This window comes from Aureispira anguillae, from assembly GCF_026000115.1.
GTDB lineage: Bacteria > Bacteroidota > Bacteroidia > Chitinophagales > Saprospiraceae > Aureispira > Aureispira anguillae.
This window is the reverse complement of sequence record NZ_AP026867.1, coordinates 3,182,406-3,206,975: the sequence shown is the minus strand read 5'-3', so window position 1 is coordinate 3,206,975 and position 24,570 is coordinate 3,182,406. Positions and strand designations below refer to the sequence as shown.

General features: G+C 36.6%; 21 protein-coding genes. 11 read left to right on the top strand and 10 right to left on the bottom strand.

Annotated features, from left to right (window positions below):
- The first annotated feature begins 38 nt into the window (after positions 1-38).
- The 3 genes from AsAng_RS12425 to AsAng_RS12415 all read left to right on the top strand — a co-directional run bounded on the left by AsAng_RS12425 (position 39) and on the right by AsAng_RS12415 (position 2,168).
- Entirely contained in the window at positions 39-956 is a 918-nt protein-coding gene (locus tag AsAng_RS12425; protein ID WP_264793113.1) for a hypothetical protein, read from the top strand.
- 134 nt (positions 957-1,090) lie between these two features.
- Positions 1,091-1,738, top strand: coding sequence for an ATP-binding cassette domain-containing protein (locus AsAng_RS12420; RefSeq protein WP_264793112.1), 648 nt, complete (start codon positions 1,091-1,093; stop codon positions 1,736-1,738).
- A 79-nt stretch (positions 1,739-1,817) separates the two neighbouring features.
- On the top strand, positions 1,818-2,168 hold the full coding sequence (locus AsAng_RS12415; RefSeq protein WP_264793111.1) for a hypothetical protein: 351 nt from the start codon (positions 1,818-1,820) through the stop codon (positions 2,166-2,168).
- A gap of 13 nt (positions 2,169-2,181) precedes the next feature.
- On the opposite strand, the gene AsAng_RS12410 is transcribed toward AsAng_RS12415, so the two are convergent.
- The 4 genes from AsAng_RS12410 to AsAng_RS12395 form a co-directional block, all read right to left on the bottom strand.
- Positions 2,182-3,012 carry a sulfurtransferase gene (locus tag AsAng_RS12410; RefSeq protein WP_264793110.1) on the bottom strand — a complete coding sequence of 277 codons (831 nt, stop codon included), beginning with the start codon at positions 3,010-3,012 and terminating at the stop codon, positions 2,182-2,184.
- Between the two features lie 14 nt (positions 3,013-3,026).
- The gene (locus AsAng_RS12405) at positions 3,027-4,643 is read right to left on the bottom strand and encodes a zinc-dependent metalloprotease (RefSeq protein ID WP_264793109.1); all 1,617 of its coding nucleotides are present in this window, start codon (positions 4,641-4,643) and stop codon (positions 3,027-3,029) included.
- A 191-nt stretch (positions 4,644-4,834) separates the two neighbouring features.
- Positions 4,835-5,923 (bottom strand): bifunctional 3-deoxy-7-phosphoheptulonate synthase/chorismate mutase type II, encoded by a 1,089-nt coding sequence (locus AsAng_RS12400; protein WP_264793108.1) that lies wholly within the window; start codon positions 5,921-5,923, stop codon positions 4,835-4,837.
- A gap of 306 nt (positions 5,924-6,229) precedes the next feature.
- Positions 6,230-7,306, bottom strand: a complete 1,077-nt coding sequence (locus AsAng_RS12395) for a glycosyltransferase family 4 protein (RefSeq protein WP_264793107.1) — start codon at positions 7,304-7,306, stop codon at positions 6,230-6,232.
- Positions 7,307-7,491: 185 nt separating this feature from the next.
- Between AsAng_RS12395 and AsAng_RS12390 the strand changes: the two genes are divergently transcribed.
- The 5 genes from AsAng_RS12390 (at position 7,492) to AsAng_RS12370 (ending at position 13,362) form a co-directional block, all read left to right on the top strand.
- The gene (locus AsAng_RS12390; RefSeq protein WP_264793106.1) at positions 7,492-8,859 is read left to right on the top strand and encodes an MBL fold metallo-hydrolase RNA specificity domain-containing protein; all 1,368 of its coding nucleotides are present in this window, start codon (positions 7,492-7,494) and stop codon (positions 8,857-8,859) included.
- Between the two features lie 115 nt (positions 8,860-8,974).
- The gene (locus tag AsAng_RS12385) at positions 8,975-10,606 is read left to right on the top strand and encodes a T9SS type A sorting domain-containing protein (RefSeq protein ID WP_264793105.1); all 1,632 of its coding nucleotides are present in this window, start codon (positions 8,975-8,977) and stop codon (positions 10,604-10,606) included.
- Between the two features lie 192 nt (positions 10,607-10,798).
- The gene (locus AsAng_RS12380) at positions 10,799-11,821 is read left to right on the top strand and encodes an endonuclease/exonuclease/phosphatase family protein (protein ID WP_264793104.1); all 1,023 of its coding nucleotides are present in this window, start codon (positions 10,799-10,801) and stop codon (positions 11,819-11,821) included.
- A gap of 26 nt (positions 11,822-11,847) precedes the next feature.
- Positions 11,848-12,405, top strand: coding sequence for a thioredoxin family protein (locus AsAng_RS12375; RefSeq protein WP_264793103.1), 558 nt, complete (start codon positions 11,848-11,850; stop codon positions 12,403-12,405).
- Positions 12,406-12,576: 171 nt separating this feature from the next.
- Positions 12,577-13,362, top strand: coding sequence for a hypothetical protein (locus tag AsAng_RS12370; RefSeq protein ID WP_264793102.1), 786 nt, complete (start codon positions 12,577-12,579; stop codon positions 13,360-13,362).
- 124 nt (positions 13,363-13,486) lie between these two features.
- Here the strand turns inward: AsAng_RS12370 and AsAng_RS12365 are convergent, their stop codons facing one another.
- The 6 genes from AsAng_RS12365 to yihA form a co-directional block, all read right to left on the bottom strand.
- A complete protein-coding gene (locus AsAng_RS12365) occupies positions 13,487-14,641 on the bottom strand; it encodes an NAD(P)-binding domain-containing protein (protein ID WP_264793101.1) in 1,155 nt (384 codons plus the stop codon).
- Between the two features lie 580 nt (positions 14,642-15,221).
- Positions 15,222-15,836: a tetratricopeptide repeat protein gene (locus tag AsAng_RS12360; protein WP_264793100.1), complete on the bottom strand. Its 615-nt coding sequence runs from the start codon at positions 15,834-15,836 to the stop codon at positions 15,222-15,224.
- A gap of 53 nt (positions 15,837-15,889) precedes the next feature.
- Entirely contained in the window at positions 15,890-18,046 is a 2,157-nt protein-coding gene (locus AsAng_RS12355) for a peptidylprolyl isomerase (protein ID WP_264793099.1), read from the bottom strand.
- A gap of 371 nt (positions 18,047-18,417) precedes the next feature.
- Entirely contained in the window at positions 18,418-19,107 is a 690-nt protein-coding gene (locus tag AsAng_RS12350; protein WP_264793098.1) for a PrsW family intramembrane metalloprotease, read from the bottom strand.
- A gap of 39 nt (positions 19,108-19,146) precedes the next feature.
- Complete coding sequence (locus tag AsAng_RS12345) at positions 19,147-20,544, bottom strand: MATE family efflux transporter (RefSeq protein ID WP_264793097.1); 1,398 nt, start codon at positions 20,542-20,544, stop codon at positions 19,147-19,149.
- Between the two features lie 30 nt (positions 20,545-20,574).
- Positions 20,575-21,198, bottom strand: a complete 624-nt coding sequence (gene yihA, locus AsAng_RS12340; RefSeq protein ID WP_264793096.1) for a ribosome biogenesis GTP-binding protein YihA/YsxC — start codon at positions 21,196-21,198, stop codon at positions 20,575-20,577.
- Positions 21,199-21,563: 365 nt separating this feature from the next.
- Here yihA and ubiE point away from each other — a divergent pair, with 365 nt between their 5' ends.
- The 3 genes from ubiE to porT (AsAng_RS12325) all read left to right on the top strand — a co-directional run bounded on the left by ubiE (position 21,564) and on the right by porT (AsAng_RS12325) (position 24,518).
- A complete protein-coding gene (gene ubiE, locus AsAng_RS12335) occupies positions 21,564-22,310 on the top strand; it encodes a bifunctional demethylmenaquinone methyltransferase/2-methoxy-6-polyprenyl-1,4-benzoquinol methylase UbiE (protein WP_264793095.1) in 747 nt (248 codons plus the stop codon).
- The gene (gene porT, locus AsAng_RS12330; protein WP_264793094.1) at positions 22,259-22,996 is read left to right on the top strand and encodes a type IX secretion/gliding motility protein PorT/SprT; all 738 of its coding nucleotides are present in this window, start codon (positions 22,259-22,261) and stop codon (positions 22,994-22,996) included. Before ubiE ends, porT (AsAng_RS12330) begins: the two co-directional genes overlap by 52 nt.
- A 796-nt stretch (positions 22,997-23,792) precedes the next feature.
- Positions 23,793-24,518 (top strand): type IX secretion/gliding motility protein PorT/SprT, encoded by a 726-nt coding sequence (porT, locus tag AsAng_RS12325; RefSeq protein WP_264793093.1) that lies wholly within the window; start codon positions 23,793-23,795, stop codon positions 24,516-24,518.
- The last annotated feature ends 52 nt before the right edge of the window (positions 24,519-24,570 follow it).

Below are 24,570 nucleotides of genomic sequence, written 5' to 3'. Positions count from 1 at the left end.
AGAGGGATTACCTTTTAATGATTTAAAACCTAATTATAATGATGAAATATAACATTCTATTACTGTGTTTATTGATAACAATTGTAGAACTGCAAGCAGGAGGACCTTGGACCAAAAAAAAGGGCGAAGGCTATGCTCAATTTGCAGTTTATGCTATTCCACCCATCAATCGATTGTCCATTAATGCTTATCGAACAAAATTTTTAAATCGTGCGGTGTTTGATGCTACAGCAGAGCTATATGTAGAGTATGGACTTCTTGATCAATTAACGCTTTCTGCTTCTTTGCCTTTGAAATTTGTTGCGACAGGGCAAGAGGTTCAGACGGTGAATGGTACACAAATGGGCGCTGGATCAATCGGGACACCTGGTCGTTTGTTGGATGCAGGAACTCTAGTTGACCTCGGAAATGTTCGATTGGCAGGCAAGTATAATTTTTTGAAAAAGAAAATCGTTCTTTCTGCTCATGCTGCCATTGCTGCGCCAACAGCCCTTCAAGCTTACAATCCACAGACTGCCCTGCGAACAGCATATCCTTGTTGGGGTTTTCAACCCTCTTTATCGATCGGATATAGCAAAGAAAAAATTTACACTTACTTAGAAACTGGTATGAATTTTCGTACCCATAATTATAGCCATCAATGGGTAGCCAATTTTGAATTTGGCTGGCGTCTAGGCAAGCGAACTTATTTGGCCTTGGCTTTGGATGCGGCTTTGTGTTTGCCTGGTGGAGTAGATGTACCCAATTCTACAGAAGAAGTACAAACGGGGCTTTATGTTAATAACCAAAATTTTGTAGCATTAACCATTAAAGCAATTGTTCCTGTTTCGGATCAAATTGGTTTAAATTTATCTTTGTCTGGCGGGCTTTGGGCAAATAATGTGCAGCAGGGACCTAATATAGGGGTTGGTGTTTATTATAAATGGAAGAAAAAAGAACAAAGCATTAAACAATAAAAACAAGGGAATTTTAGAACTTTTGTTCTATACTTAGATGTTTTTTACTAAAAAAAAAGTAAAAAATAACAGCGTATTAATAGATAAAGTAGTATACTTATAAAACTTAAACTGTTTAATTCAATTTTTAATTAATGTTTTCTTTTGATAATTTAGTTCCAATACCGTTAAGCGATCAGCTTAGTGTTTCTGATATATGGGCAAATAACTTTGCTTTTGATACTGCTACTCGTTATTTTGTTGAAGCGCCATCGGGCAAGGGCAAAACTACATTGCAGCATATTTTGTATGGTTTGAGAAAGGATTATACAGGAGAGGTGACCATTGCAGCATTGGGCGATAAATTTAAACTCAAAAGCTTAAGCTTAGATCAGTGGGCTACAATTCGACAAAAAGAATTGTCGGTTATATTTCAAGACTTGCGCTTGTTTTTGCCATTGACAGCAATGGAAAATATTCAACTGAAAAACAACTTGACCCAGCATAAATCAGAGGAAGAGATTATAGCAATGGCTGAGGCATTAGAAGTTGGGCATTTGTTGCAAAAAAAATGTGGAGAAATGTCCTATGGGCAGCGACAGCGTATTGCGATTATTAGAGCCTTGTGCCAACCGTTTAAGTTTTTAATTATGGATGAACCCTTTTCTCACTTGGATCGGGCTAATATCCAAAAATGTTGTGCTTTGATTAGTCAAGAATGCCAAGAGCAAAAGGCAGGTTATGCCGTGGCTTCTTTAGAGGAACGTTACTTCTTTGAATACGACCAAGAAGTTAAAATATAATAAAACGATAGGATGCATCGTTTCAGGATATAACTATAGAGATAAACTATTTTTACAACTTCACTAAAAAAGAGAAATTATGCTAAGTAAAATCCTTTTTGCCTCAACTGTTCTATTCATCACTTTAATTACTTTTTCTGCTTGTCAAAAAGATAATAACACAAGCTACCAAGATGTCAAAACGATTATTAGCACGAGTTGTGCCGTTTCTGGCTGCCATGATGCCACTACTGCAAAGAAAAACATTGACTACACCAGCTATGCAACAATGTCTGGGGCTACTGGTCTAACCAACAGCCTGCATAAAAATAGCAACGGTTTTCACGATCGAGTATTGGTTGTACAAGATATGCCCATTGGAGGAACGCTATCTCAAGCAGATAAAGATTTGCTGCAACAATGGGTAGACAATGGTTATGCTGAAAACTAGAGAATACTAAATTTTAAGACTCAATGGGGGCATTTTTTAAGCTGCCCCATTCGCTCCAAGAGCCATCATACAAAGCCGTTGGAGTAGTTATAATTTGGGCAAAAGCCAATAATAAAATACAAGCGGTAGTCCCTGATCCACAAGAACAAATCACGGGACTCGAATTTGGAATTAAGGGGGCAATAAGCTCCCTTAATTCTTTTTTAGATTTTAATTTCCCATTTTGAATAACCTTTTGAAAGGGCAGGTTGATGGATTTTGGAATATGTCCCTTGGCTAACTCTTTTCTTGGTTCAGGAACCAAGCCTTTAAATCGTTCAGCAGATCGAGCATCAATAACCAACGCCTGGGCTTGATCAATATTTTTTAAAATATCTTCTGCGTTACAGATTAACGTTGCTTGATAATTAGCGCTAAAATCTCCTTTAGAATAAAACCGTTTCCTTCTTTTTTCTACGGCTGATTCTTCTTGTACCCAAGCAGGCAAGCCACCATCTAAAACCGCCACATTAGCATGCCCCATTGCTTTGAACATCCACCAAACCCTAGGACTAGAATAGATTCCTAAATTATCATAAACAACAATTTTGCTAGATTGATGAATGCCCAATTCGCAGCATTTTGTTGAAAAATCGATTGGAGAAGGCAGCATATTGGGAAGGCTAGAGGCTTGATTGCTAAAAACCTTCTTTAAATCAAAGAAACGAGCGCCCTTGATCTGGAGATCAGGATAGGAGCTTGTTAAGTTGGATTTATTGTTGTGCAAACTAGCATCTAAAATTACGAGATTGGGATCCGCCCAATGTTCTTTCAGCCAAGCCACAGAAACAAGAGAGTCTTTCATAAAGCGATAATTTATTATTGCTCAATAACCAATTTACGAATAATTTTGCCATTTATACCTTCTAAATAAACCAAATAAACCCCTGCTGCTAAATGAGTAAGGGGTAAATTGAGTTGATTCACACCTTGTTGGAGTTTCCAATCTTCTTGCAATAGCGTTTTTCCTGTAATGCTTAAGAGACTAAGCTGTCCTGTTGTGGCTTTGGAAGTTTGAACTTCTAAGGTTAAGTTATTGCCCTGCTGGGAGGGATTGGGGTAGATCGTAAAGCTATTGATGACGGCATTGTCATTAAGCCCTGTGGCTATTTGAGTGTTAAAACTTTGAGGGGCTGTTAAGCCTGCACAAGTATAACTTTGATTAAAGGGAAGCACCTGCCACCTATAGGGTAAAAAAGAAGGGCGAGGAGCATAGCTAAGTGGTGAAGTATAGACGGTATCAGTCAATAAAATTTCTTCCATGATATGCCCAGGAGTTGTACAAGGAGCAGCGCAAATTTTAAGCAAATAATGAGTTGCGCCATCTACTTTATTCCAACGAAAAGTAGAACCAACTGTTGTGGGTAAAGTAGCATTAGGGGCGGGTTCGATTAATGCCATATTAGCAATAGAAATAGAATCCACAATCGGACTTTGATTGTATAAGTGATTGGAACGTTTGGCTTGTATAAATGCCTGCATATACTGCCCTTGTTCTGTTGTAAAGACCGAACGGCAGGTAGAATAAGACATGATATTAATCCCTTCTGAATAAAAGGCAACAGAATCTGGATCAAGTTGTTGAGTGGTACTCATATTGCTACCATTACAACTCCAACGAAAGGCTAAATAATCGGCAGGAGTATCACAAAAACCATCTGCTGCGCTGTTGCAGTTGGCATTTGGACCCGTTCTACTAACATATTCCACTGCTGTGGTATCTACAATGATGGTATCGGCTCCCCACATGGTATCCTTGTAGACCGTATAATCATAGAGTACTTCGGTGGGAGCAGGGCTAGGAAAATTTTGTAAGGCAGTTCCATTATAGCCATGACCGCCTTCCCAACCAAAGAAGGTATGTTGAACCCCTAAGGCATGTCCCAATTCATGCGAAAAGGTATTGGCAGTTAGGCAATTTTGGCTAACGGTCAATCCTCCATAAAGCACATTATAACCACAGGCACCAGCAGGATTGGCGACAATATAACAATTTGTTGTATTGGGGACATTATACTGTAACATAAAGCCACCTCCAATAATAACCGAATCGTGGTCATTAAATGCCGTATTTTCGATATAGCGGATGGGATATTCTATAAAAAACTGTATGCCTGTATTTTTATAATCCTGATTGACTCTACAAAAAGCATTAAGCACAGCTGTTAAGCTAGCATACCCCGTGCTGTCATCATTTCCTACAATGTGCAAACTAATAGGGAGGTAAGTTGTGCTATTAGGCGTTTTTAGATGTTGATACGCCGCAGGGTTTTGGTGGTAACGGTGCATCCATTTGGTGCGAAAAGAAGCACTTGCACAAGGCTCATAATCTAGTTCTGAGCCTTGTGGCGTATGAATTTGATGCCCACACACTTGGCGTTGAGCGATGCTATTAAAAGTCAATAACAAACCTAAAAAGGGTAATAAATAGTTCATTGGTAAATTGTTATAGTTCTTATACTTATAGGGATTTTCTATAAAAATGTTTGAACGAAATTGTTTTCTGATTATCAAATCGGTTAATTTTCAAATTAACACCAAAAGTGAATCATTAAAACACTGATTTTGAGCAGTTGTATTTTTTATAGGAAAACCCTTCTTATACTTATGTCACTCGCCGAATTGGTTTACTCCTTCCGCATGATTGTTGTTTGTTGACGAATGGATTCTTTGTGAATGGTATTAATAATATCCTCTACAAATTTTTTAGAAAGTTGAGAAGATTCTGCTTTTTTGAGCGCTCCTGCTCGGACATCTAGCCAACGTTCTATTTGAAGAATAGCAACGTTACTTTCCTTTTTGTACAAGCCAATTTGGCGGACAACTTCCATCCGTTTTGCCAACAAATGGAGGGTTTGGCTGTCCAAATTATCAATGAGCGTTCTAAAATGATTAATTTTGTTTAAATAATCTAAATTATCGGTATCTAATTGACGGATAATGAGTTTCTTTAATAAGGTTTCCAAACCTTGTGGTGTCACTTGTTGTTTGGCATCACTCCATGCTTCATCAGGATTGATATGGCTCTCAAGCATCAACCCATCAAATTTTAAGTCTAATGCATGTTGTGCAATTTCATACAGCAAAGCACGCTTTCCAGCGATATGACTAGGATCGCAAATGATTTCTAAATTGGTAATGCGTCGGCGTAATTCAATTGGGATTTCCCATTGAGGCTGATTTCTATATTTAGGGGCATTGTAGACCGAGAAACCACGATGGATGGCAGCAATTTTATGAACCCCAACTTGAGCAATCCGCTCAATGGCCCCAATCCACAATTCCAAATCTGGATTGACAGGATTTTTAATCATAACAGGAATGTCTACGCCTTTTAGCGCATCTGCAATTGCTTGTACTGCAAACGGATTAACAGTAGTTCTTGCTCCAATCCAGAGTACATCAATATCGTGCTTAAGTGCTTCCTCCACATGATGAGCATTGGCTACTTCGCAGCAAGTAGGCAATTGATTCAGTTGTCCAGCTTCTTTTAACCAAGGCAGGGCTTTAGCACCTACCCCTTCAAAAGAGCCAGGTCGGGTTCTTGGTTTCCAGATACCAGCTCGCAAAATGTGAACGCCTGAATTGGCGATTTGAGAGCAAGTTTGCAAGACCTGATCCTTGGTCTCTGCGCTGCAAGGTCCTGAAATTACAAGCGGTTGATTGGGAGATATATGGAGATCTAGCTCCCAGTTTTTTATGTTGGTAATATTCATATTTATAACAAAAGATCTATGTTTAGTACATGGTGTATATTAGCAGAACACTAAAAATAAAGATAGAGTTGCCTAGTAATTAAAAATTATCACTGTAGTAGCAACGCAGTTACCACGCAGTAGCAGCGAAGCTAATCCTGTGGCACATTCTAAAAAAAAATAAGCTTTAATTACTTTCTTCTAAAACCACATAAACGTAGTGCACGAGCAGTTTGGTATGGTGTACCAACGGGGATGCCTAGCAGCGAAGCTAAAAAGTAGTGATAAGCAGGCAAGAGCGTTTTCTATAGAACCAAAATTATGGGATTAACGCAACAACTCATTAAAATAGCGGACATAGTTTTCTTGTTCAGATTGAACAGAATAGCGTTCGATTACTGTTTGCCGTCCTTTTTTTCCCATAGATTGGCGCAATTCAGGATTTTCTATAAGGAGCGATAACTTGTTTACCCAATCTTCAGTTGTCTTAACTAAAAATCCATCGACTCCATCTTCCACTACCTCTCCATTGACCCCAACATCAGATAGTACTGCCGCCTGTCCTAAAGACATATATAAGAGTCCTTTTAAAGCACATTTGCCCTTTGTCCATTCATCGTTCGGCAATGGCATTATTCCGATGTCAATTTCAGAAAGTTCTGCTACTTCTGTGGCACTAGACCAAGCTATTCCTTTTATATTGAGTTCTTTGTTGTAATAATGGGCATCACCAATAACTTTGAAATAGACCAAATCGCCATATTTGGCTTTGATCTGACGAAGGGCAGGCAAGGCATATTCAAAATAAGGAACAGTTGAAAAACTACCACTCCATCCAATGCAAATTTTATCAGATTTAGAAGATTGAATACGATGATAATTATTGGTGTCAACTACCGTTGGAACCAATTTGGTATTGGGGTTAAATTGTTTGGCATAATCTGCTAAAAACGAATTGCCAGCGAATACTAGATCCGAAATTGCAATTAACTTTTGAGTTTTGGTCGCATCTTTTAGAAAACCAAGTGCCCGATTGCCTGCCGATACATTTTGCAACCAAATAGAATCGTCAAAGTCAAAAACCATTTTTGTTTTTCGAGCGAATAATTTTTCAAAAAATACAGTGCCCAGCATAAAAGCCTCTCGCTGTACAAAAACAAAATCGTATTGTTGGGCGCTAAAAGATTTAAAAAATAGCTTGACAACACTGCGCAGCAGGATTCCTACTTTTGCAAGGTAATTTCCTGCGCCATAAAATTTTTGATCGTCTTGGGCTCGTATCAAATAAAAATAATCAAATTCAAATCCCTGTTGTTCTAAGTAGGGTTGAAATTGCTCAAAACGATACCGTTGAGAGGGAGAACGATCGGGACGATGCAGTCCCATAAATAGTACTTTTTTCATAGTTTTTTCTTCGCTTCTTTCGCTGACCTGCAAAGCTATGAAAAAAGTGAGATTGATTGGAATTTAATTGAAGCTTTAGAATATTTTTGCATTAACTATTTGCGATTGAAAAAAAAACCTTACTTTAAACTTTGTTGATGCTAAGAGCAATAACGGTTTATCTTCTAAATTAAAAACTACCCAATATGAATATAAAGTTTTGTGGTGCAGCACGGGATGTTACGGGGAGCAGTCATTTGTTGAGCCTGAAAAATGGGCATAAAATCCTTTTGGATTGTGGTTTGTATCAAGGTAATGAAACGGATATGCGAGATTACAATCAGCAATGGGCGCATTTTGATCCCAAAGAAATTGATTTTCTTATCCTTTCTCATGCCCACATCGATCATATTGGTCGTGTACCTAAATTGGTAAGGGATGGTTTTAAGGGGCAAATTTTATGCACACATGCTACTCGAAGTTTAGCTTCAATTATGCTGATGGATGCAGGAAAAATTCAGGAGAACGAAGCAGACGAGTTAAATCCCCCCTTATATACTTGCGAAGATGCTAAACAAGCTCTTTATTTTTTTACAGGTTTGAGCTATGAGCGTTGGCATTTTGTAGAGATTGGACTAGAGGTATTTTTTAGGGATACAGGGCATATTTTGGGATCTGCAAGTGTTACGCTCAAGATAGAAGAAGCAGGAGAGGAGCCTGTCTTGTTTGGTTTTACGGGAGATGTGGGACGAAGCGAACGACCAATTCTAAAAGACCCCATTCCCATGCCAGTCGTGGATTATTTGATTTGTGAATCTACTTATGGCGGCAAAGTTCATAAAAATTATACCGCAGATTTAAATGATTTACTTTATGTTGTTCGAGAAACTTGTGTTTTGAATGAGGGGAAGTTGTTGATCCCTGCCTTTAGTGTAGGAAGGACTCAAAGTCTAATTTATATGTTAGATCAGCTAGAAACAGCAGGCAAATTGCCCAAAATTCCTGTTTATATAGATAGCCCCTTGGCAATTAATGCCGTGGATATATTTAGAACGCACCCAGAATGTTATGATGAACAACTGCACGACTATTTGATGGTGGATCCTAATCCATTTGGTTTTTCAGGATTAAATTATGTAAAACGGTCAGGTTTGGCAAATCGATTGGCAAAATCTAAAGAACCTTGTATTGTGATTAGCTCTTCTGGAATGATGACATCAGGGCGAGTACGTCGCCATTTATTTCATATGGTAGAAGACCCCAAAAATACCATTTTGATGGTGGGGTATTGCGCCCCTAGAACCTTAGGAGGGCAATTATTGAAAGGGGCAAAAACGGTCTATTTGTATGGAGAACGAAAAAAGGTAAAAGCGAGGATAAAGCGATTGGTTTCTTTCTCAGCACATGCTGATCAAATCGAGTTGTTCAACTTTTTGCAAAATCAAAAACAGCTTAAAAAATTATTTTTAGTACATGGCGAATACCCTGTCCAAGCAGAATTTAGAGACTATCTATTTGATCGAGGTTTTAATCATATTGAGATACCTGATTTGGGCGACAGTTATGAATTGTAAAAAAAATAATACATCTTGTCGGTAGAATTAGAAAAGCAAGTTCCCAAATCAAGTTTTTTGTAGTATCTTGGAGCATTAATAAAAATCAATTAACCAAAAAGTTAAGTTTAGTGCTATGAATTTTAGAATGACTACTATTTTACAAGCTTTAATCTTGGGATTAACGCTACTGCTTTTTGCTCAAGAAGCTATTGGGCAAGCCAAATGGGTACGAGCAACCTATCGAGATGATCCATCGACCACCATTGTTTTAGGATGGACAGGAGGAGTTGGAACCTTACATTATGACACGGTTGATCATGGAGTTAATAATCACGCTGCTTATGCAATGTCTCAGGTAGTAGATAGAAGCACTAATCATAAAGGAAATACCCATTATTTTGTTCGTTTAAATAACCTTCAACCAGGAACCGTTTATTATTTTGCGATACAAGGAGATGCGACTAAACGTTATTCTTTTAGAACCATTTCGGATGATCCTAATCAAGCTATTTCGTTTATTTCGGGGGGAGATTCTCGTAAGCGACTGTCTTTTTTGGGAATAGGAGACCCTCCTTGTTGGGGCAATGGTTGCCGAGAAACCCGACAAGATTTGAACACGATTGTAGCAAGAATTCGACCAGATTTTGTAGCTTTTACAGGTGACTATATTCGAAATTATGATATTCCCTTTACAGCCAACAGCGAAGACGATTGGGGGGAGTGGTTTGACGATTGGGAATTGTCGATAGGACCAGATGGACGATTGACTCCCATTATTCATTCCTTGGGCAATCATGAAGACGCAGTAGATTTGGATCAATTTTTTGATGTACCCAATACAGATGTTTACTATGCGACTAATTTTGGAGGAAATTTATTTCGTTTGTACACCCTAAATTCTGAACCATCTGATGTTTGTGCAGATGTGATTCAAAAAAACTGGTTTATCAACGATTTACAACAAAATAGTACACCTTCTAATAGCCCTTACTGGAAAATTGTGCAGTATCACCAGCCCATGGTTCCACATGCTAATTATTCGGCTCGGACGGACTTAATTGATTGCTGGGCTTCGGAATTTGCTACTTATGGCGTGCGTTTGGCTTGCGAATCTCATGCCCATGTACTAAAGACTACTTATCCTCTAATTTATGACCCAGCAGCTGATACCCTTTATCACGATTTGGTTAGAAACGACAGTTTGGGAGCTGTATTTTTGGGCGATGGTTCTTGGGGGGCTCCTCCTAGACCAGCTTATGCACCTATTGATTCTGTGACACAAGATGTAGAACAGATTAGCGGTTTCTTTTTTATTAACATCAATCAAGAAAGAATTCAAATTAAATCAGTGATACCTTTTCCCGATAGCATCGCAAATATTCCTCAATTATTGGACGATCACCAAGGGACTTTATTGCCTGCTGGAGTTCCTTTATGGCGACCAACAAATGGTTCTAGGTGCATCATTATACCTAACTATAGCCCATTGTTGGCAACTCAAAAGGTGGCAAAACAACGATCTCCTTCTGCTGTAGTAGCACCGAATCCAGCTCAGAATTATGTAACGGTTCGTTTCAAAGAAATGTTAAAGGAAGAGGTTACGATTGAAGTATACGACGCTAGAGGCAAAAGATGTCAATCGCACACCAATATAAAGTCGAAAAATTTTAAACTAGATGTCTCAAATTTGTGTTCTGGAGTAAACTTTATTAATATTGTTACTAAAAAAGATGTAGAATCTCATAAAATCATCATTACAAGGTAAGAATAACCTTTTATTCAGCTCATTATCAAGTGTGAAGCGAACCAATGATAAGTACAACAACATATAAAATGGTGTTTTGTTAAGTGCTTGCTAATGAGTTGAATAAGTTTTTTTGAATAACCCTGTGTTAAACCACTTCAAGGTATCGATATTACTTTAGGCGTTTAGCAAGCTATTAAATTGAATAAGCGTATGAATTCCAACGAGAAAAAAAATCTAAAAGTTGCTTCTTTTAATTTATTAAATCTGGTATTGCCCAATAAAAAGTTTTATGGCAAACGAAGTTATACGATAGAAGAATACCGAAAGAAAAAAGCTTGGATCTCAGATCAGTTAACAAAAATGGATGCTGATATTATTGGTTTTCAAGAATTGTTTGATGAGGAAGCATTGCGAGAAGTCATAAAAGAACACCCTTTGTATAAAGGGGCAGCGGTAGTTATGGGAGCAAGAAAAGGAGGAAGCCCAGCAGTAGCAATTGTTTCTAGATACCCCATTACATCGTACACTGTTTATTCAGATTTTCCAGAACAATTGGAAGTAGAGGGCTTGGTGGTTCCTTTTACTGAATTCTCTAGACCTGTTCTAAAAGCAATGGTTGAATTGCCTTCGGGGATAAACTTGACGGTTTTTGTAGCGCACCTAAAATCTAAGCGCCCATTGATTCCTGATAATGTTGATCGTCATGATCCATTGGAAATATCAAAGGGAGAAGCTCGTTCTTTGCTGCTTAGAGCTTCTGAAGCGAATGCCTTACGAGCGATTTTGCTGGAAAGCTTAAAAAATAGAACCACTCCTGTTATTACTTTAGGCGATTTAAACGATACGCATACCTCTGTGACCACACAGATTATTTCGGGACAGGCACCTCCACGTTATTGGTCGTTTGAACAAAAGAAAAAATTGTGGGATATTTTGTTGTATCATGTCAAGGATATACAGGCGAGACAATCTTCTAAGGATGTTTATTATACCCATATTCATAATGGTCATTACGAAAGTTTGGATCATATCATGGTTAGCCAAGAATTGGTAAAAGAAAACCCGAATCGTATAGGAAGAGTCGTTTATGTTCGTACCTTTAACGATCATATTGTCGACCAAACCTTTGCTAATAAAGAAATCAATTGTTGGGAATCAGATCATGCTCAGGTAGTAGCGACTATAGAATTAGATCCTGTTCGAGAGGAGGATTCAAAGAATGAAAAATATTAACAGCATAAAATAAATAACAATAAAGTATGGCACTTACAGAATCTAATATGCTTCCATTGGGAATGGAGGCGCCTGATTTTGCACTTTTGGACACCGTGAGCGGTAAAGAAATTAGTTTGGACGAACTGAAATCAGATAAGGCTACGGTGGTAATGTTTACCTGCAATCATTGTCCTTATGTATTGCACATCAATGAAGAATTAGTAGCGCTATCTAAGGAGTATATGGCTAAAGGGGTATCTTTTGTTGCCATTAGTTCTAACGATGTAGAAAATTATCCGCAAGATAGCCCTGAAAAGATGAAAGCATTGGCAGCAGAGGTTGGTTATCCATTTCCTTATTTGTACGACGCAACTCAGGTGGTTGCCAAGGCTTATGATGCCGCTTGTACGCCAGATTTTTATGTGTTTGATGTAGATTTAAAATTGCGTTATAGAGGTCGGTTGTGTGCGTCTAGACCCAATACAGATGTGCCTGTGACGGGAGAAGATTTAAGAGCAGCTATTGATGCTTTATTGGCAGGAGAAGCAGTGACAGAAAAACAATATCCAAGTGCTGGTTGCAACATCAAGTGGTTGAAATAAAAGTATAACGATAATCATTGTTAAATAACGTTCTGCTTTAGTGAATAGCAAGGAAGTTTTTAATCTAATTGGCATTAAAATACGTTTTAATGCCAGTTTTAGTTTGTATTTTACTTGAATTTCAATATATTGTATCTGTAAGAATCTGTTATCCCCCAGAAAAATATACCAATGAAAAAGACGTATTATTATTTTGTGCTAATGATTTTTACCTTATTAGTAGCCTGCACTTCTCCACCTGACCCCGTTCAAGTTTCTTTGTCTGAAACATCGATAGCCAAAACAGGATTGGCTAGCAATCCTATTATGTTCAAGGTTGTTGTTAAAAATACAAGTAATCAAGATGCAACAATTGAATGGGAGCGAACGGATTTGCAAAACATCACAGGGTGGACTTATGATATTAATGGGACTGCAAGCAGCACTGGTCGTTTGAATATTCTTGCTAACAGCTCTGTGGAGGTGACGCTAACCATGATGCCGAATGGAAAGGTAGGAAAAGGAGGTGGTAAAATTGATTTTTATGATGTTACCAATCCTCAACTTACTATTCAAACAGTACAGTATACCTTTACAACATTGGCAAGTTATTTTAGGCTCAATCTAGCATCTGCTGCCAATCAAACAGGATATAGTACAAGTGTTTTTGACTATAGTCATCTTGTTTGGGTGGCGAATGATAATTCAACTCCAATAAGGGTAGAGTGGGCCAGAACCAATGAATATAGAAATCCTGCTGCTTGGTATATTTTTCCTAAAACAAACTTACTCTGCTACTCATCCTCTGTAATAAGACATTATGTAGATGTTCCTCCAATGGATTCTATTCCTTTTAAGTTAGGTTTTGAGCATCAGGGAGTTGTAGGGTCTGCTAGTTCAACGACTGTTTTTTGGGTAGACACAGATAGTATCAACAGTGTAAAGAGTCAACCTTTTAGTTATACAGTAATACCCTAACATTCTGAATATAGGATGAAAAATTAACTTAAAATACCTTTATTTGAACATCGTAGACTCCATACATATTCAAATAAAGGTATTTTACGTTAATCGTGCTACGTTTTAGTAGTTGTTTTAGCACTTAAATGACCAACTCTCCAATTTCTCTTTTGCTTAGAATATTTTTTGCATAGTGCAACGCTGCATTTTGAAGCGCTAAGTCTATGTCTTGAAAAGCGTAACTTTTGCTTAGTGCTTGTTGTAATTGTTTGATTTGGGTAATTAAAATTTCTGTAGCAGGGACTTGAATACCCAAGGTTTGAGCAAATGTTTTGAAGAACAAGAGCGCATAGTAAGATTCTGTGATGCGACGATCTGTTCCTGAAATTGCTATGATTTTATTTTTGTAGGTTTGGTGTAACATGTCAGTGACACAATTGGATTGTAGGTTGTTTTTTCGATTGCTTAACCAATCTTTTATAGTGGGAAGATTAAAAAGATCCAATGCATTGGCAACGTTTAGTTGTTCTTGGAATGCATTTTGGAAAAGTTGCGAATATTCCTCCTCTAAGGCATATATTGCTCCTTTGATCGCTTGACCATTGGAGTCAATAAGCTGTTGAGCTTTATTACAAATAGCAGCTGCATTGATGGTTGAAATAGGAGAACTTAGAGCCGTTTGAAGGCAAGAACCTCCATCGATAAATGTAGGCACCTTATCTTTAAACTTAAGGTGTTTGTTAAAAAAATCCAATAGATATAAACGAGTATTAGGATCATCATGAGCCAAAGGGATTCTAGATTTAAAATCCAGTAGTTTTATGGTTAAGCCAGCAGAAGAGGGCAGGGTGTTTTCTTTTGTTGAAAAAACGGGAGAATAACCAATTAGCCCTACTTCTATTTTTCCTAAGCCGATAAACCACGTTGAACCTAAGGTGCCAGGAAAAGCTAAAATGGGGGTGTTTTTTTTCTTGAGTATTGCCTTTTGATAAGGGTTAAAATGATAGGTGTCTGAACTTTGGGGGAACAAACAACAATTGAGGATCAAATCCGAGTGATTGACCAACTCTAGCAAAGAGTCCGTAATGTTGATGTTTAATTGCCCAGTTGAAGAAGGTGCATTAGGAGTTGTTTTATTAATAATTTTTATTTTCCCATCTTGCATTAATTGTCGATATGTTTTAGCCTTTGGTTTAAATGCAATTATATTCAAATTGGCTTTTTGCAGAAGGTAAGCAATGGAGGTTCCTACCGAGCCCATGCCTATAATACCTATAGTCTTTATTTCTTTCTTCATTATCTTTTTTATAGTGTTTGAATATTGAGTAATCTGCTAGATAAGGACAGAGGACAGGGGAGGGGGCTTGTATTAGCTACCTGTATTTATTTTATTTTAATTTAGATTAATTATAGAGAAGCTATGAGGATAATGCATTACCCTAGATTAATGTTAGATGGATTATAGCGTTCTATTTAATGTTCTGTGTGGGGAGTGGAGGAATAGGTTGAGTATAGATGTTTTCTCAACAAAACAATTGTTCTTTAGAAGAAGAATAAATAATTGGACAAATACGATTAGGGTAAAATATAGATTCATTTATTGCTTTTAAAACAGGTTTTATTTGTGTCATTACTCCATTGAAAACCACAAGATGTTTTTTTGCTTTTTTGCAAAAAAAACAAAAAAATAACGGAGTATGATTGCGTTAAATGCCTCAAATATATATAATTGTTTACTTATATGTGAGTACGTTGCAAAATAAAATTAAAAGAATAATGAGAAGGATTTATTCAGGTGATGATGCTTAGTGGTGATAGTTAGACTGTTGTATAATAATTTGCTGATTTTATTTTGAGTGTTTTTTGTAAACAGAGCATTAATAATCTCCTGTTATCCGAATTAGATCCGCTTCAATATTTTGTCGTTCTGCAAAAGTGGGGTAGTTGTTACTAATTTTTTGATAGTATTTTTTTGCCTTTTTTAAGTCTTTAAAATGAATTTCCATTAGCAACCCAATTTTATACAAAAAATAGGGCGTAAGCATTTCATCCTTTTCGCCATTGATGGCTTGGGTATAGTATTTAAGCGCAGTTTGAAAATCATTGAGTTCAGCATAAGCATCTCCAATTAATCCATCGTTTGTTATTTGAAGAAAAGGATCCTTAGTCTGGAAATTAGACAAATAGCCAATGGCCTCTGTATAGGCACCCATGTTTAATAAACAGACCCCAGCATAACGATAGGCAAGATTAGCGGCCTTGGTGTCTTTGTATTGTTCAATAATATCCTTAAATCCTAAAAAATTAGGAATAGAGGGAGAACGACTATCTCGACCATTAAAAGCCAATTCAAAAGAGTCTTCTCTAAAATAGGATTCTGCTAAAAAGATGGCTTCATTGGCTGCGGCTTCATTCGTTACAGCAAGGTTTTCTTTTTGTGAAAAAATAGGAGCGGCAAAGAAAATAAAACTTAAGGTTATAAAGAATCTCATTTATTTATAATTTTTGACCTATGCGTTGAGCATAAATTTTTGTTACAGTGTACTTAGTGCTGTTTAATGAGTAGATGCTCTAATCGATAATCTTTTATATCCGCCCTCTTTTTAGCATTAGAATACCAGTTACTCATCATGTTTGTGTAAAAAAAATGCTTTTTATTTTTAGAATCTTGAGTATTTAAAGGCTCTTTACTTTCCAGTTCAATGATATAAAGCCCATCTTTTCCTTTGATGGGATTAGAGGGTTCTCCTTTTTTCGAAATGGCAACTACTGCCCCTACGGGAGCTCCAAACCTCCAATTTATAAACTCAGAAGCCTTAACGTTAAAAGATTTAGCATTGTTTAATGGCACATTATAAAGTTTGGCAATCTCATCTAATGTGAGTCCTTTAATTTGAGAGGCAACAAGTGCCTTCTTTTTTTCGTGGCGCAATAGATACTTAACAATCAATTTATTGTTAGGTGTCATCAAGTTAGCCTTTCCTTCTTCTCCCAAAAAAACAAGAACAGGAACGATAAATTCTTTTACAACCTTAGTACTGTCATTGTGGAATACCTCCCACCTGTTATAGGTCATATAAGGCTTTGAGGCAACCTCACCTACTTTGGCTTCAGTATGTACCCACTTAATAAGTTCTGCTATAGATGAATTGGCACCTAAATTTGCAACCCTATAGTCGTTAGGTGCTATGTCATAAGCATAACCTATGGATAAATTTTGTTGTTGGGCTGCTTTTCTAAAATCGTTAAGAGTTCGGTTGTTTTGGATAAAACGCTTGGCTCGTGCTAAAAGAGCATCTGATTTTTTTTTGCTAGGGAGAGAGGGAAGAGTAATCGTGGCGATATGAACTCCCTCTGATTTTGTTGCAAATTTTCTATCTGTTATTTGAATAAGGTGCCATCCCAATGGCGTTAAAATCAAATCTAAGGCCTCTTTTGGACGAGGAGAGAATAAGTAATTTTCTAATTTTTTGGTAAAGTGTCCATCCTGTATTACAAAACCTAGATCGCCTCCTGTTGTTCTAGTCTCATCTTGACTATATCTTAGGGCAGCTGCTTCAAAAGTTATTTTCTGATCAAGAATAAGTTGTCTCAAAGAATCTAAATGTCTTTTGACTTGCACTATATCCCCATCTTTAGGAATAGGGATAAGGATGTGACGAGCACGGACAGAGTCGGGTAATTGCACTCGTTGAATTACTTTGGTTATTTTAGAGTTATCAAAGTGAGTATAAGGCCCTATAATAGTGCCTTCCTTTGCTCCAAAGATAGAATCTATAATGGCTGGGGGGGCATCAATCGTTGATCGTTTATGAAAACCATCCTCTATTTCTAGGTCATTTTTAGATAAAAACAAGCGATCACTTTTTGCCGTTTTCCATTCTTTTGCTAGCTCATTCATTCTTTTGGGGATAACTACATAATCAGAACGAGAGAGCAGATTGTGAAAGCGAACAAATTCGAGGCTAGCAGTAGGAGGTTGTTGGTATCTTTTTGCATTTTTGGTAAGGTAATTTTTTATTTCTTGTTCTGAAACAGGAAGCTCGTCGAAGGGGGAATATGAAATGAAGACATACTTAAAGTTAAATGAAGTCTTGTTCTGTGCGATGGATGACTTTGTGACCCATTTAGGGGTGTATAGACCACTTTCTAGTAGCGAAAAGTATTTGTTCCTGAGACGTGTTTCTTTGATTTTGGTTAATAGCCGATCCCAGGTCTTTTTATTGGCTAGTTGTGCCTGTTGTTCTTCTTTAGAATAGGTATCAAAGTTTGCAAAATAAAAAGCGGTTTCTTTGATTCTTTTTCTATCAATTTGACCCGTTCGAGCATCTCCTAATTCTAGCCTAACAATTGGGCTAATGCGAGCATTTTCTTCACTAGCAAACAATAAATCTTCTATTTCTTTTGGGGTAACCCCAATGCCAATTGCATTGCAACTCTGACGAAGAAGAGCATTCGAAACTAAAAAATCCCAAGTATCGTATAATTCGTTTTCTTGAGTTATTCTTTTGTTAATAAATTCCTTATGGTACTCTTCCAACTGTTTGAAGGTAATGGGTTCTCCATTTACACTACCCACGAGGTTTTGTGTTTGCCCTATTAGATCATTTTTTAAACTAATCAATAAAAAAACGAAAAAGAAAGAAACAATTGATGAATGGATGAGAGAGAATTTACGGATAGTTTTTATCGTTGGGGGCATTGGCTGATCTATTAATAACAAAAAAATCGAGAATAATACAAACGATAGGACAGAATATGTAAGGCAAGTTTTTGCTCATAGGGGATAGAACAATTCTATAGACATTTATAGCATAAATATAATATTTTTTTAAAATTATTTTTTTGAGTACAGGATAAAACTAAAAAATAGGCTAAATAAGAACCTCGGTTTAACGCTTTATTGGACTTTAGACCACTTCGTTTATATATATTCAACATAGCGATCTAACTAAGCATGCGAACTCATGACCATCAGGCACTAGAAATAGTTTTCCATTTTAATTGCCTTTTGGAAGTAGAAAGCGCCCAAAGAGATAATGATTTTGATAGGTCGAAAGAGATAGGGGGGGCTTATTGGTAAGGTGAGTTATCAAGATGTTGCTGTATTAATTGCTTAGACATTCTAATACTGGCAAAGAGCACTACGAATGCCAAAACACTTAATAAGGCATAGTTATTTTGAAAAATGAAAAAGTCGTAAGTTCCATGCACGCCAATTGCCAATAAAACTCCTTGGAGGTGCAGTTTTATAGACTGATTTTTGCGAGGTTCAAACTTTGCTAAACCCACATAATAACCCATGATAACCCCAAAAGTAGCATGTCCAGGAACGGCCGTAAACATACGGACTAAGGCTGCTTGTATACCCCCATCAATCACATAAAGTATATTTTCTACAATGGCAAAGCCCATCCCGATCACAACAGCATAAACAATTCCATCCATAGGCTCATTAAAGGCTTCTTTTCTATAAATGTAGCATCTCAGAAAAATATACTTTGCCAATTCTTCGCTCAGTGCGACAGCAACAAAGGCATAAAATGCCACCACTTTCATGTCCAAAGACTTGGGCGGATCTGGGACGCCCATCCAATATTCAACAGACAAAGTACCCAAAATGGCAGGGATACAACTGAGCACCCCAAATAAAAAACAAAAAGCAATGTAATAAAACGGCTCTTTTTCGTATTTATCTTTATTATAAATATAGTAGATAATAAAAATACCTGGTAGGATAGAAAGTATTAAACTAATAAGCATTGTTTTTTGTTGAGTCCCTAGCTTTTTTAGAGCATAAATCTAAACCTGAATATTTTTCCATCGATTCGAGCGCAAATACCAAATAGAGGTAACCAAAGAAATAATCCAATAATAGAATTCTGCCATCCATGCGGTCTCTAAGCTGCAACCTAATAGATGAACAACTACATAGATATATATGAGATAAAAAATAACACAAATGACTTGAAAAAAGAGCGCTTGATTAGTGGCTCCTGTTCCAACCAAACCATTAAAGTAAATAGCACCAATTGAAAATAATGCTAGAATGCCAGTTAAAACGCCTGTTAGTCGAACAGATTGTTGGATCAAATCTAAGTTGTCCGTTCCTACTCTAAGAACAACTTCTGGCGCAATCAGCATCGAAACAGCACAAATCATGGTCACCCCAAAGGATAAAATAGCGGTTTTAGTTGTTACCGTAAAAACCTCATCCATTTTGTTTTTACCAATCAAATTGGAGGCTAAAGTATTGATGCTAGAAGCAAAACCCCAGCAGGGAATCATAAAGAGCAAATAAACAGCCCGCATAATATTAGAAATAGCCAATTCTGTTTTCCCCATATCTTCTATTATAATAAAGAAGATAAACCAACTCCCCATACCAACGACTGATTGTAAAACAATGGGGGTCGAGAGCTTGAGCTGAGCTTTAATAATATCAACATTAATGCTAGGAAACTTGCGTTTAGGGAGGTTTATTGCTTCATCTAAAACAGCGGTTTGAGAATGGGTAGCATTGGGAGTTCCAAACAAACCATAGGCTCTGTTTTTTTTGTCTAATAAAATATAAACGATAAAAATTAAAAAGGCAAGCCCCTCTGCTATTGTACTGGCCAAACCTGCCCCTGCAATTCCCATTTCAGGCAAGCCCCACTTGCCAAAAATTAACCCATAATTGAGGATGGTGTTGGCTATTCCTAGTACCAATGCATTGTATATAATGACTTGTGTGCGAGCGACACCAGTATATAGTGCTACAATAATAACACCTGCATAACTGAAAAATATCCCCGCAGAGCGGTAGTCCAGATAGGCAATACAGGCCGTATAAATATCTTTGTTGTTAACAAAAAGGGCAAAAAAGTAATCGCCGCCAAATTGCATAAACAAAAAAAGCAAAAGGGCTAAGGATAGTGCAAAAGCAAGCATCGAATAATAAATAGTGCCAATCTTTTCCAGTTCTTGTGCGCCCATTCGTCGAGCAATCATGATTTGCCCAGCCTTGGAAAAACTATAACCAATGGAGGCAATCATTAAGTAAAACACACCCACCAAGCCGATGGCGCCTAGTTCAATTTCACCGACACGACCCAAAAAAATAGTATCAGTTAAGGTAATTAAGTTCTGCACAGCAGAACCGATCATAATGGGAATGGATAGTTTGAATATATCTGTATATGAAATGCTGGTCTTCAAAATTGTCTTTCTGTTTTGGGGGATGCCTAACTATTCTTTGATGCTGTCTAAGTAATCATAGTATTGATCATTGAGCGAACCAATAAATTCTAAGATTCCATCTCTTCCTGTTTTTTGTTTGGAAGAAGTGATAAAATATTGCGGCATTTCGTTCCAATACTTAAGAAACTCCTTTTTGAAATCGCTTAAAAAGTTTTTATTTTTAGAAGATTTCTTTTTATCGTTTTTTGTAAATACAATAATAAAAGGTACTCGATTTTCTCCCATCCAATTGGCAAATTCGATGTCTTTTTCTTGGGGAGGAATACAGCTATCTATTAACAAAAAAGCACACTGAATATTTGGGCGTTTAGTGAAATAATCACCAATCATTTCTCGCCAAACTTGACGAGTACGTTGAGCAATACGGGCATAGCCATAGCCTGGCAAATCCACTAGGTACCAATCTTCGTCTACATCATAATAATTAATGGTTTGCGTTTTTCCAGGTTGGCTCGATGTTTTTGCCAAAGATTTATTGTTGCAAACCATGTTAATCAATGAAGATTTGCCCACATTAGAGCGACCAATAAATGCATATTCTGGGCGATCTGGCTTAGGACATTGACTAAGCTTGGTGTGGCTTGATATATATTTAGCGTGATAAATTTCCATTCTTAAATTTTTAATACACGATTCTTTTTAGAGGTCGTGATGATAATTGTTGTTGGTCTAGCTATTTATTGCTTCAGAGCTATAAAACAAGTGCAAGATATAACTTGCAGCTTATTTTTGGGGCTAATTATCGCTCTATTTTAGATAGTATAGAATCTATCTAGATAGCTAAAAGCAATAAGTATTTACAATTATTTCATGAATCTTGTATGACCCTATTCATAATTAGTAATTAATGTACTAAATTTGTGCCTGCAAAGATAACAAGAATTATGAACCTCAAAGGGCTAGTTCCGTTTAATTTGTAAGGAGCCTCTACCCAATAAAATCAATTGATTGTACAAAAACATAATTACCAATATACTATGAGCATAAAAGAAGTAAAAGCAGAAGAAATAAAACCTTATGAAGATAATGCAGAAAAAAAGGGACAGGTTTCCACTATGTTCAATAATATTGCAAAATATTATGATTTTTTAAACCACTTTTTATCCTTGGGGATCGATCGAAGTTGGAGAAAAAAAGCAATTGCAACACTGGAAGCAGATCAACCCCAAAATATCTTGGATGTAGCTACAGGAACAGGGGATTTGGCCATAGCTGCTTATCGTCAATTAAAACCAAAAAAAATCACAGGAATAGATATTTCTGTTAAAATGTTGGAAGTTGGAGAAAAAAAGATACAAAAACTAGGGTTTGATGACGTTATAAGTTTGCAAGAAGGAGATTCAGAGCATCTTCCTTTTGAAAAGGATACCTTTGACGCTGCAATTGTAGCTTTTGGTGTGCGTAATTTTGCCAATGTAGAGGCTGGATTGAAAGATATGGTGCGAGTTTTGCAGCCTAATGCAAAATTAGTGGTGTTAGAATTTTCTAAACCCACAATATTCCCCTTTAAACAGGGGTTTAATTTTTATTTTAAATATGTTTTGCCTTTTATTGGGCGAATAACCTCTAAAGACAAAAAAGCCTATGGGTATCTCTACGAATCTGTTCAAGCATTTCCTGAAGGACAAGATTTTTTAGATTTATTAACTAATATTGGACTAAAAAACGCAACATGCAAAAAACTTTCATTAGGAATTTGTTCCATTTACACTGCTACAAAATAATAGGAGTAGCATTACTGTGCTTTTTTGCCCCATTGGTTTCCAATGCTCAGAAAGGCTCTTTTAATTATGATAATAAATTTTCCAAAAAGAGCTATTATTTTGGAATTACATTAGGGTTTAATGCTTCTGGCTATCGAATCGAAAAACACCCCATGCTTGTTAATAGTGATTCTGTAATGACTGTAAACTCTGTGTATGGTCCAGGGTTTAACCTAGGAATTGTAGCCAATATTAAATTGGGCAAGCACTTTGATTTTCGGTTTTTATTGCCAACACTTTCTTTTGCCGATCGAAAAATACAATATTTAATGACCAACAATACCTTGGTCGAAAAAAAGATGGAATCTGTATTTTTAGAATTCCCTGTGCATTTTCGGTACAAGTCTAAGCCCTACAAAGATTTTAGAGTATTTGTAGTTGGAGGATTAAAATATAGCGTTGATTTGGCTTCCAATTCTCGTTCTCGAAAAGCAGAAGATTTACTAAAATTACAGCAGCACGACCTTGCGATAGAATTTGGTGTTGGTTTCCAAGTGTTTTTCCCTTATTTTATCCTATCTCCAGAGATCAAGTTTTCTTATGGAGTTATGGACATCCATGCTAGAGACGAAGTGCTTACCTTTTCTTCTACGATCGATAAGTTGTTCTCTAGAGGTTTTGCTATTTCGTTACATTTTGAAGGCTAGTTGTTGCCTCAATTTTTAAGACGAAGACAAAGAAATTGAATTTTTTTGGAATAAATACTGTTTTATAAAAACTAGCTGAGTACAGGACAAAACAGGTAAAGGATACTTATAAAGTACAGTTTAAGCTAAAACTTATATTTCGATCTTAGATGCTAGATCGCTTTGCTTTTAGATTATAGACCCTATAACAGCCTAATAGGGTCTATAATCTAAAAGTGTAACGATCTAATATCTGAAAAATAGTTCCATTAATCCCTTACTTTATTTAATTCCAATTGTTTAGCTATTCGTTCCTCATGAGCGTTTCACTTATAGTTCGCTTTGCTCGTGATATAGTTTGTTCTGTACACAGAAAAACTAGTTCAAGAACAATAAGTCTTGAACTAGTTTTTTATTTCTATTCATTTACTCTACGACAAAGCCCCCAAGAGCATTTTATTGCCCAGTACCCCCAATCCCTCTATTAGATACAATTGATAAGCTTGATGTTACCACACAAAAAGTGGAGCTTATGGCTGCCTATTTTAAGGCTCAGTATGTTGGTTTTTATAAAAAAAGATGGCTTCAATTTATAGCTAGTTATTTTTGCCTTTCAACTTAGGTTGAATACTTGAAACAACAAAATTGGCAACCCAACTTTTGGGAACAAAGCAGCGTTTGTATGGGTGAAATTCGTTCTTGGTTAGTGAACGATACTGTTGAATAACCCCAATTAAAATAAGCGATCTATGGAATGTTTCTACAAATTATAGGATTGAATAATTTTTGATTTGTACACCATTATCTCTATTACAAAATGCCAACAAAATCCCCCCGACTATCTAGAACAGCGATAGGCTTAGCTATTTTTTTTGTATTTGTTTGTGCTAACCTTTCTTTTGCCCAAAGAGGCTCTTTTAATTATATCAACAAATACTCCAAGAAGAACTATTATTTTGGAATCGCATTAGGAACTAATTTTTCTCGATATCGAGTTGAAAAAAGCACAGACCTCATCCAAAATGATTCTATTAAAACCGTGAATGCAACTTATGGACCAGGATTTCATATTGGTTTTATTGCCAATTTTGGACTCAACAAATATTTTGATTTTCGCTTATTAGCTCCAACGGTTTCTTTTGCAGACAAAACGTTATCCTATCAGATGGTTTATGATGGAACAGTAGATAAAAAAGTGGAGTCTGTATTTTTGGAATTTCCAATCTATTTTAGATACAAATCTGAACCTTATAATGATGTTCGTTTATTTGTCATTGCAGGAATAAAATACAGCATGGATTTATCTTCTAATTCGAATACAAGGCAAGCGAATGAGATGGTTCAGCTAGATGCACATGATTTGGCAGTAGAATTAGGATTGGGATTTCAGATATTTTTTCCTTATTTTATTTTATCACCAGAAGTTAAATTTTCTTATGGACTAAGGAATCTTCACGATCAAAATCAACAACTTGTTTTTTCCTCTGTGATAGACAAACTATTTAGTCGAGGTTTCTCTATTTCCTTGCACTTTGAAGGATAGAAGCGCAAATTTTATTCGGAATACTAAAAGAAAATGATAATTTTGGAGCTAC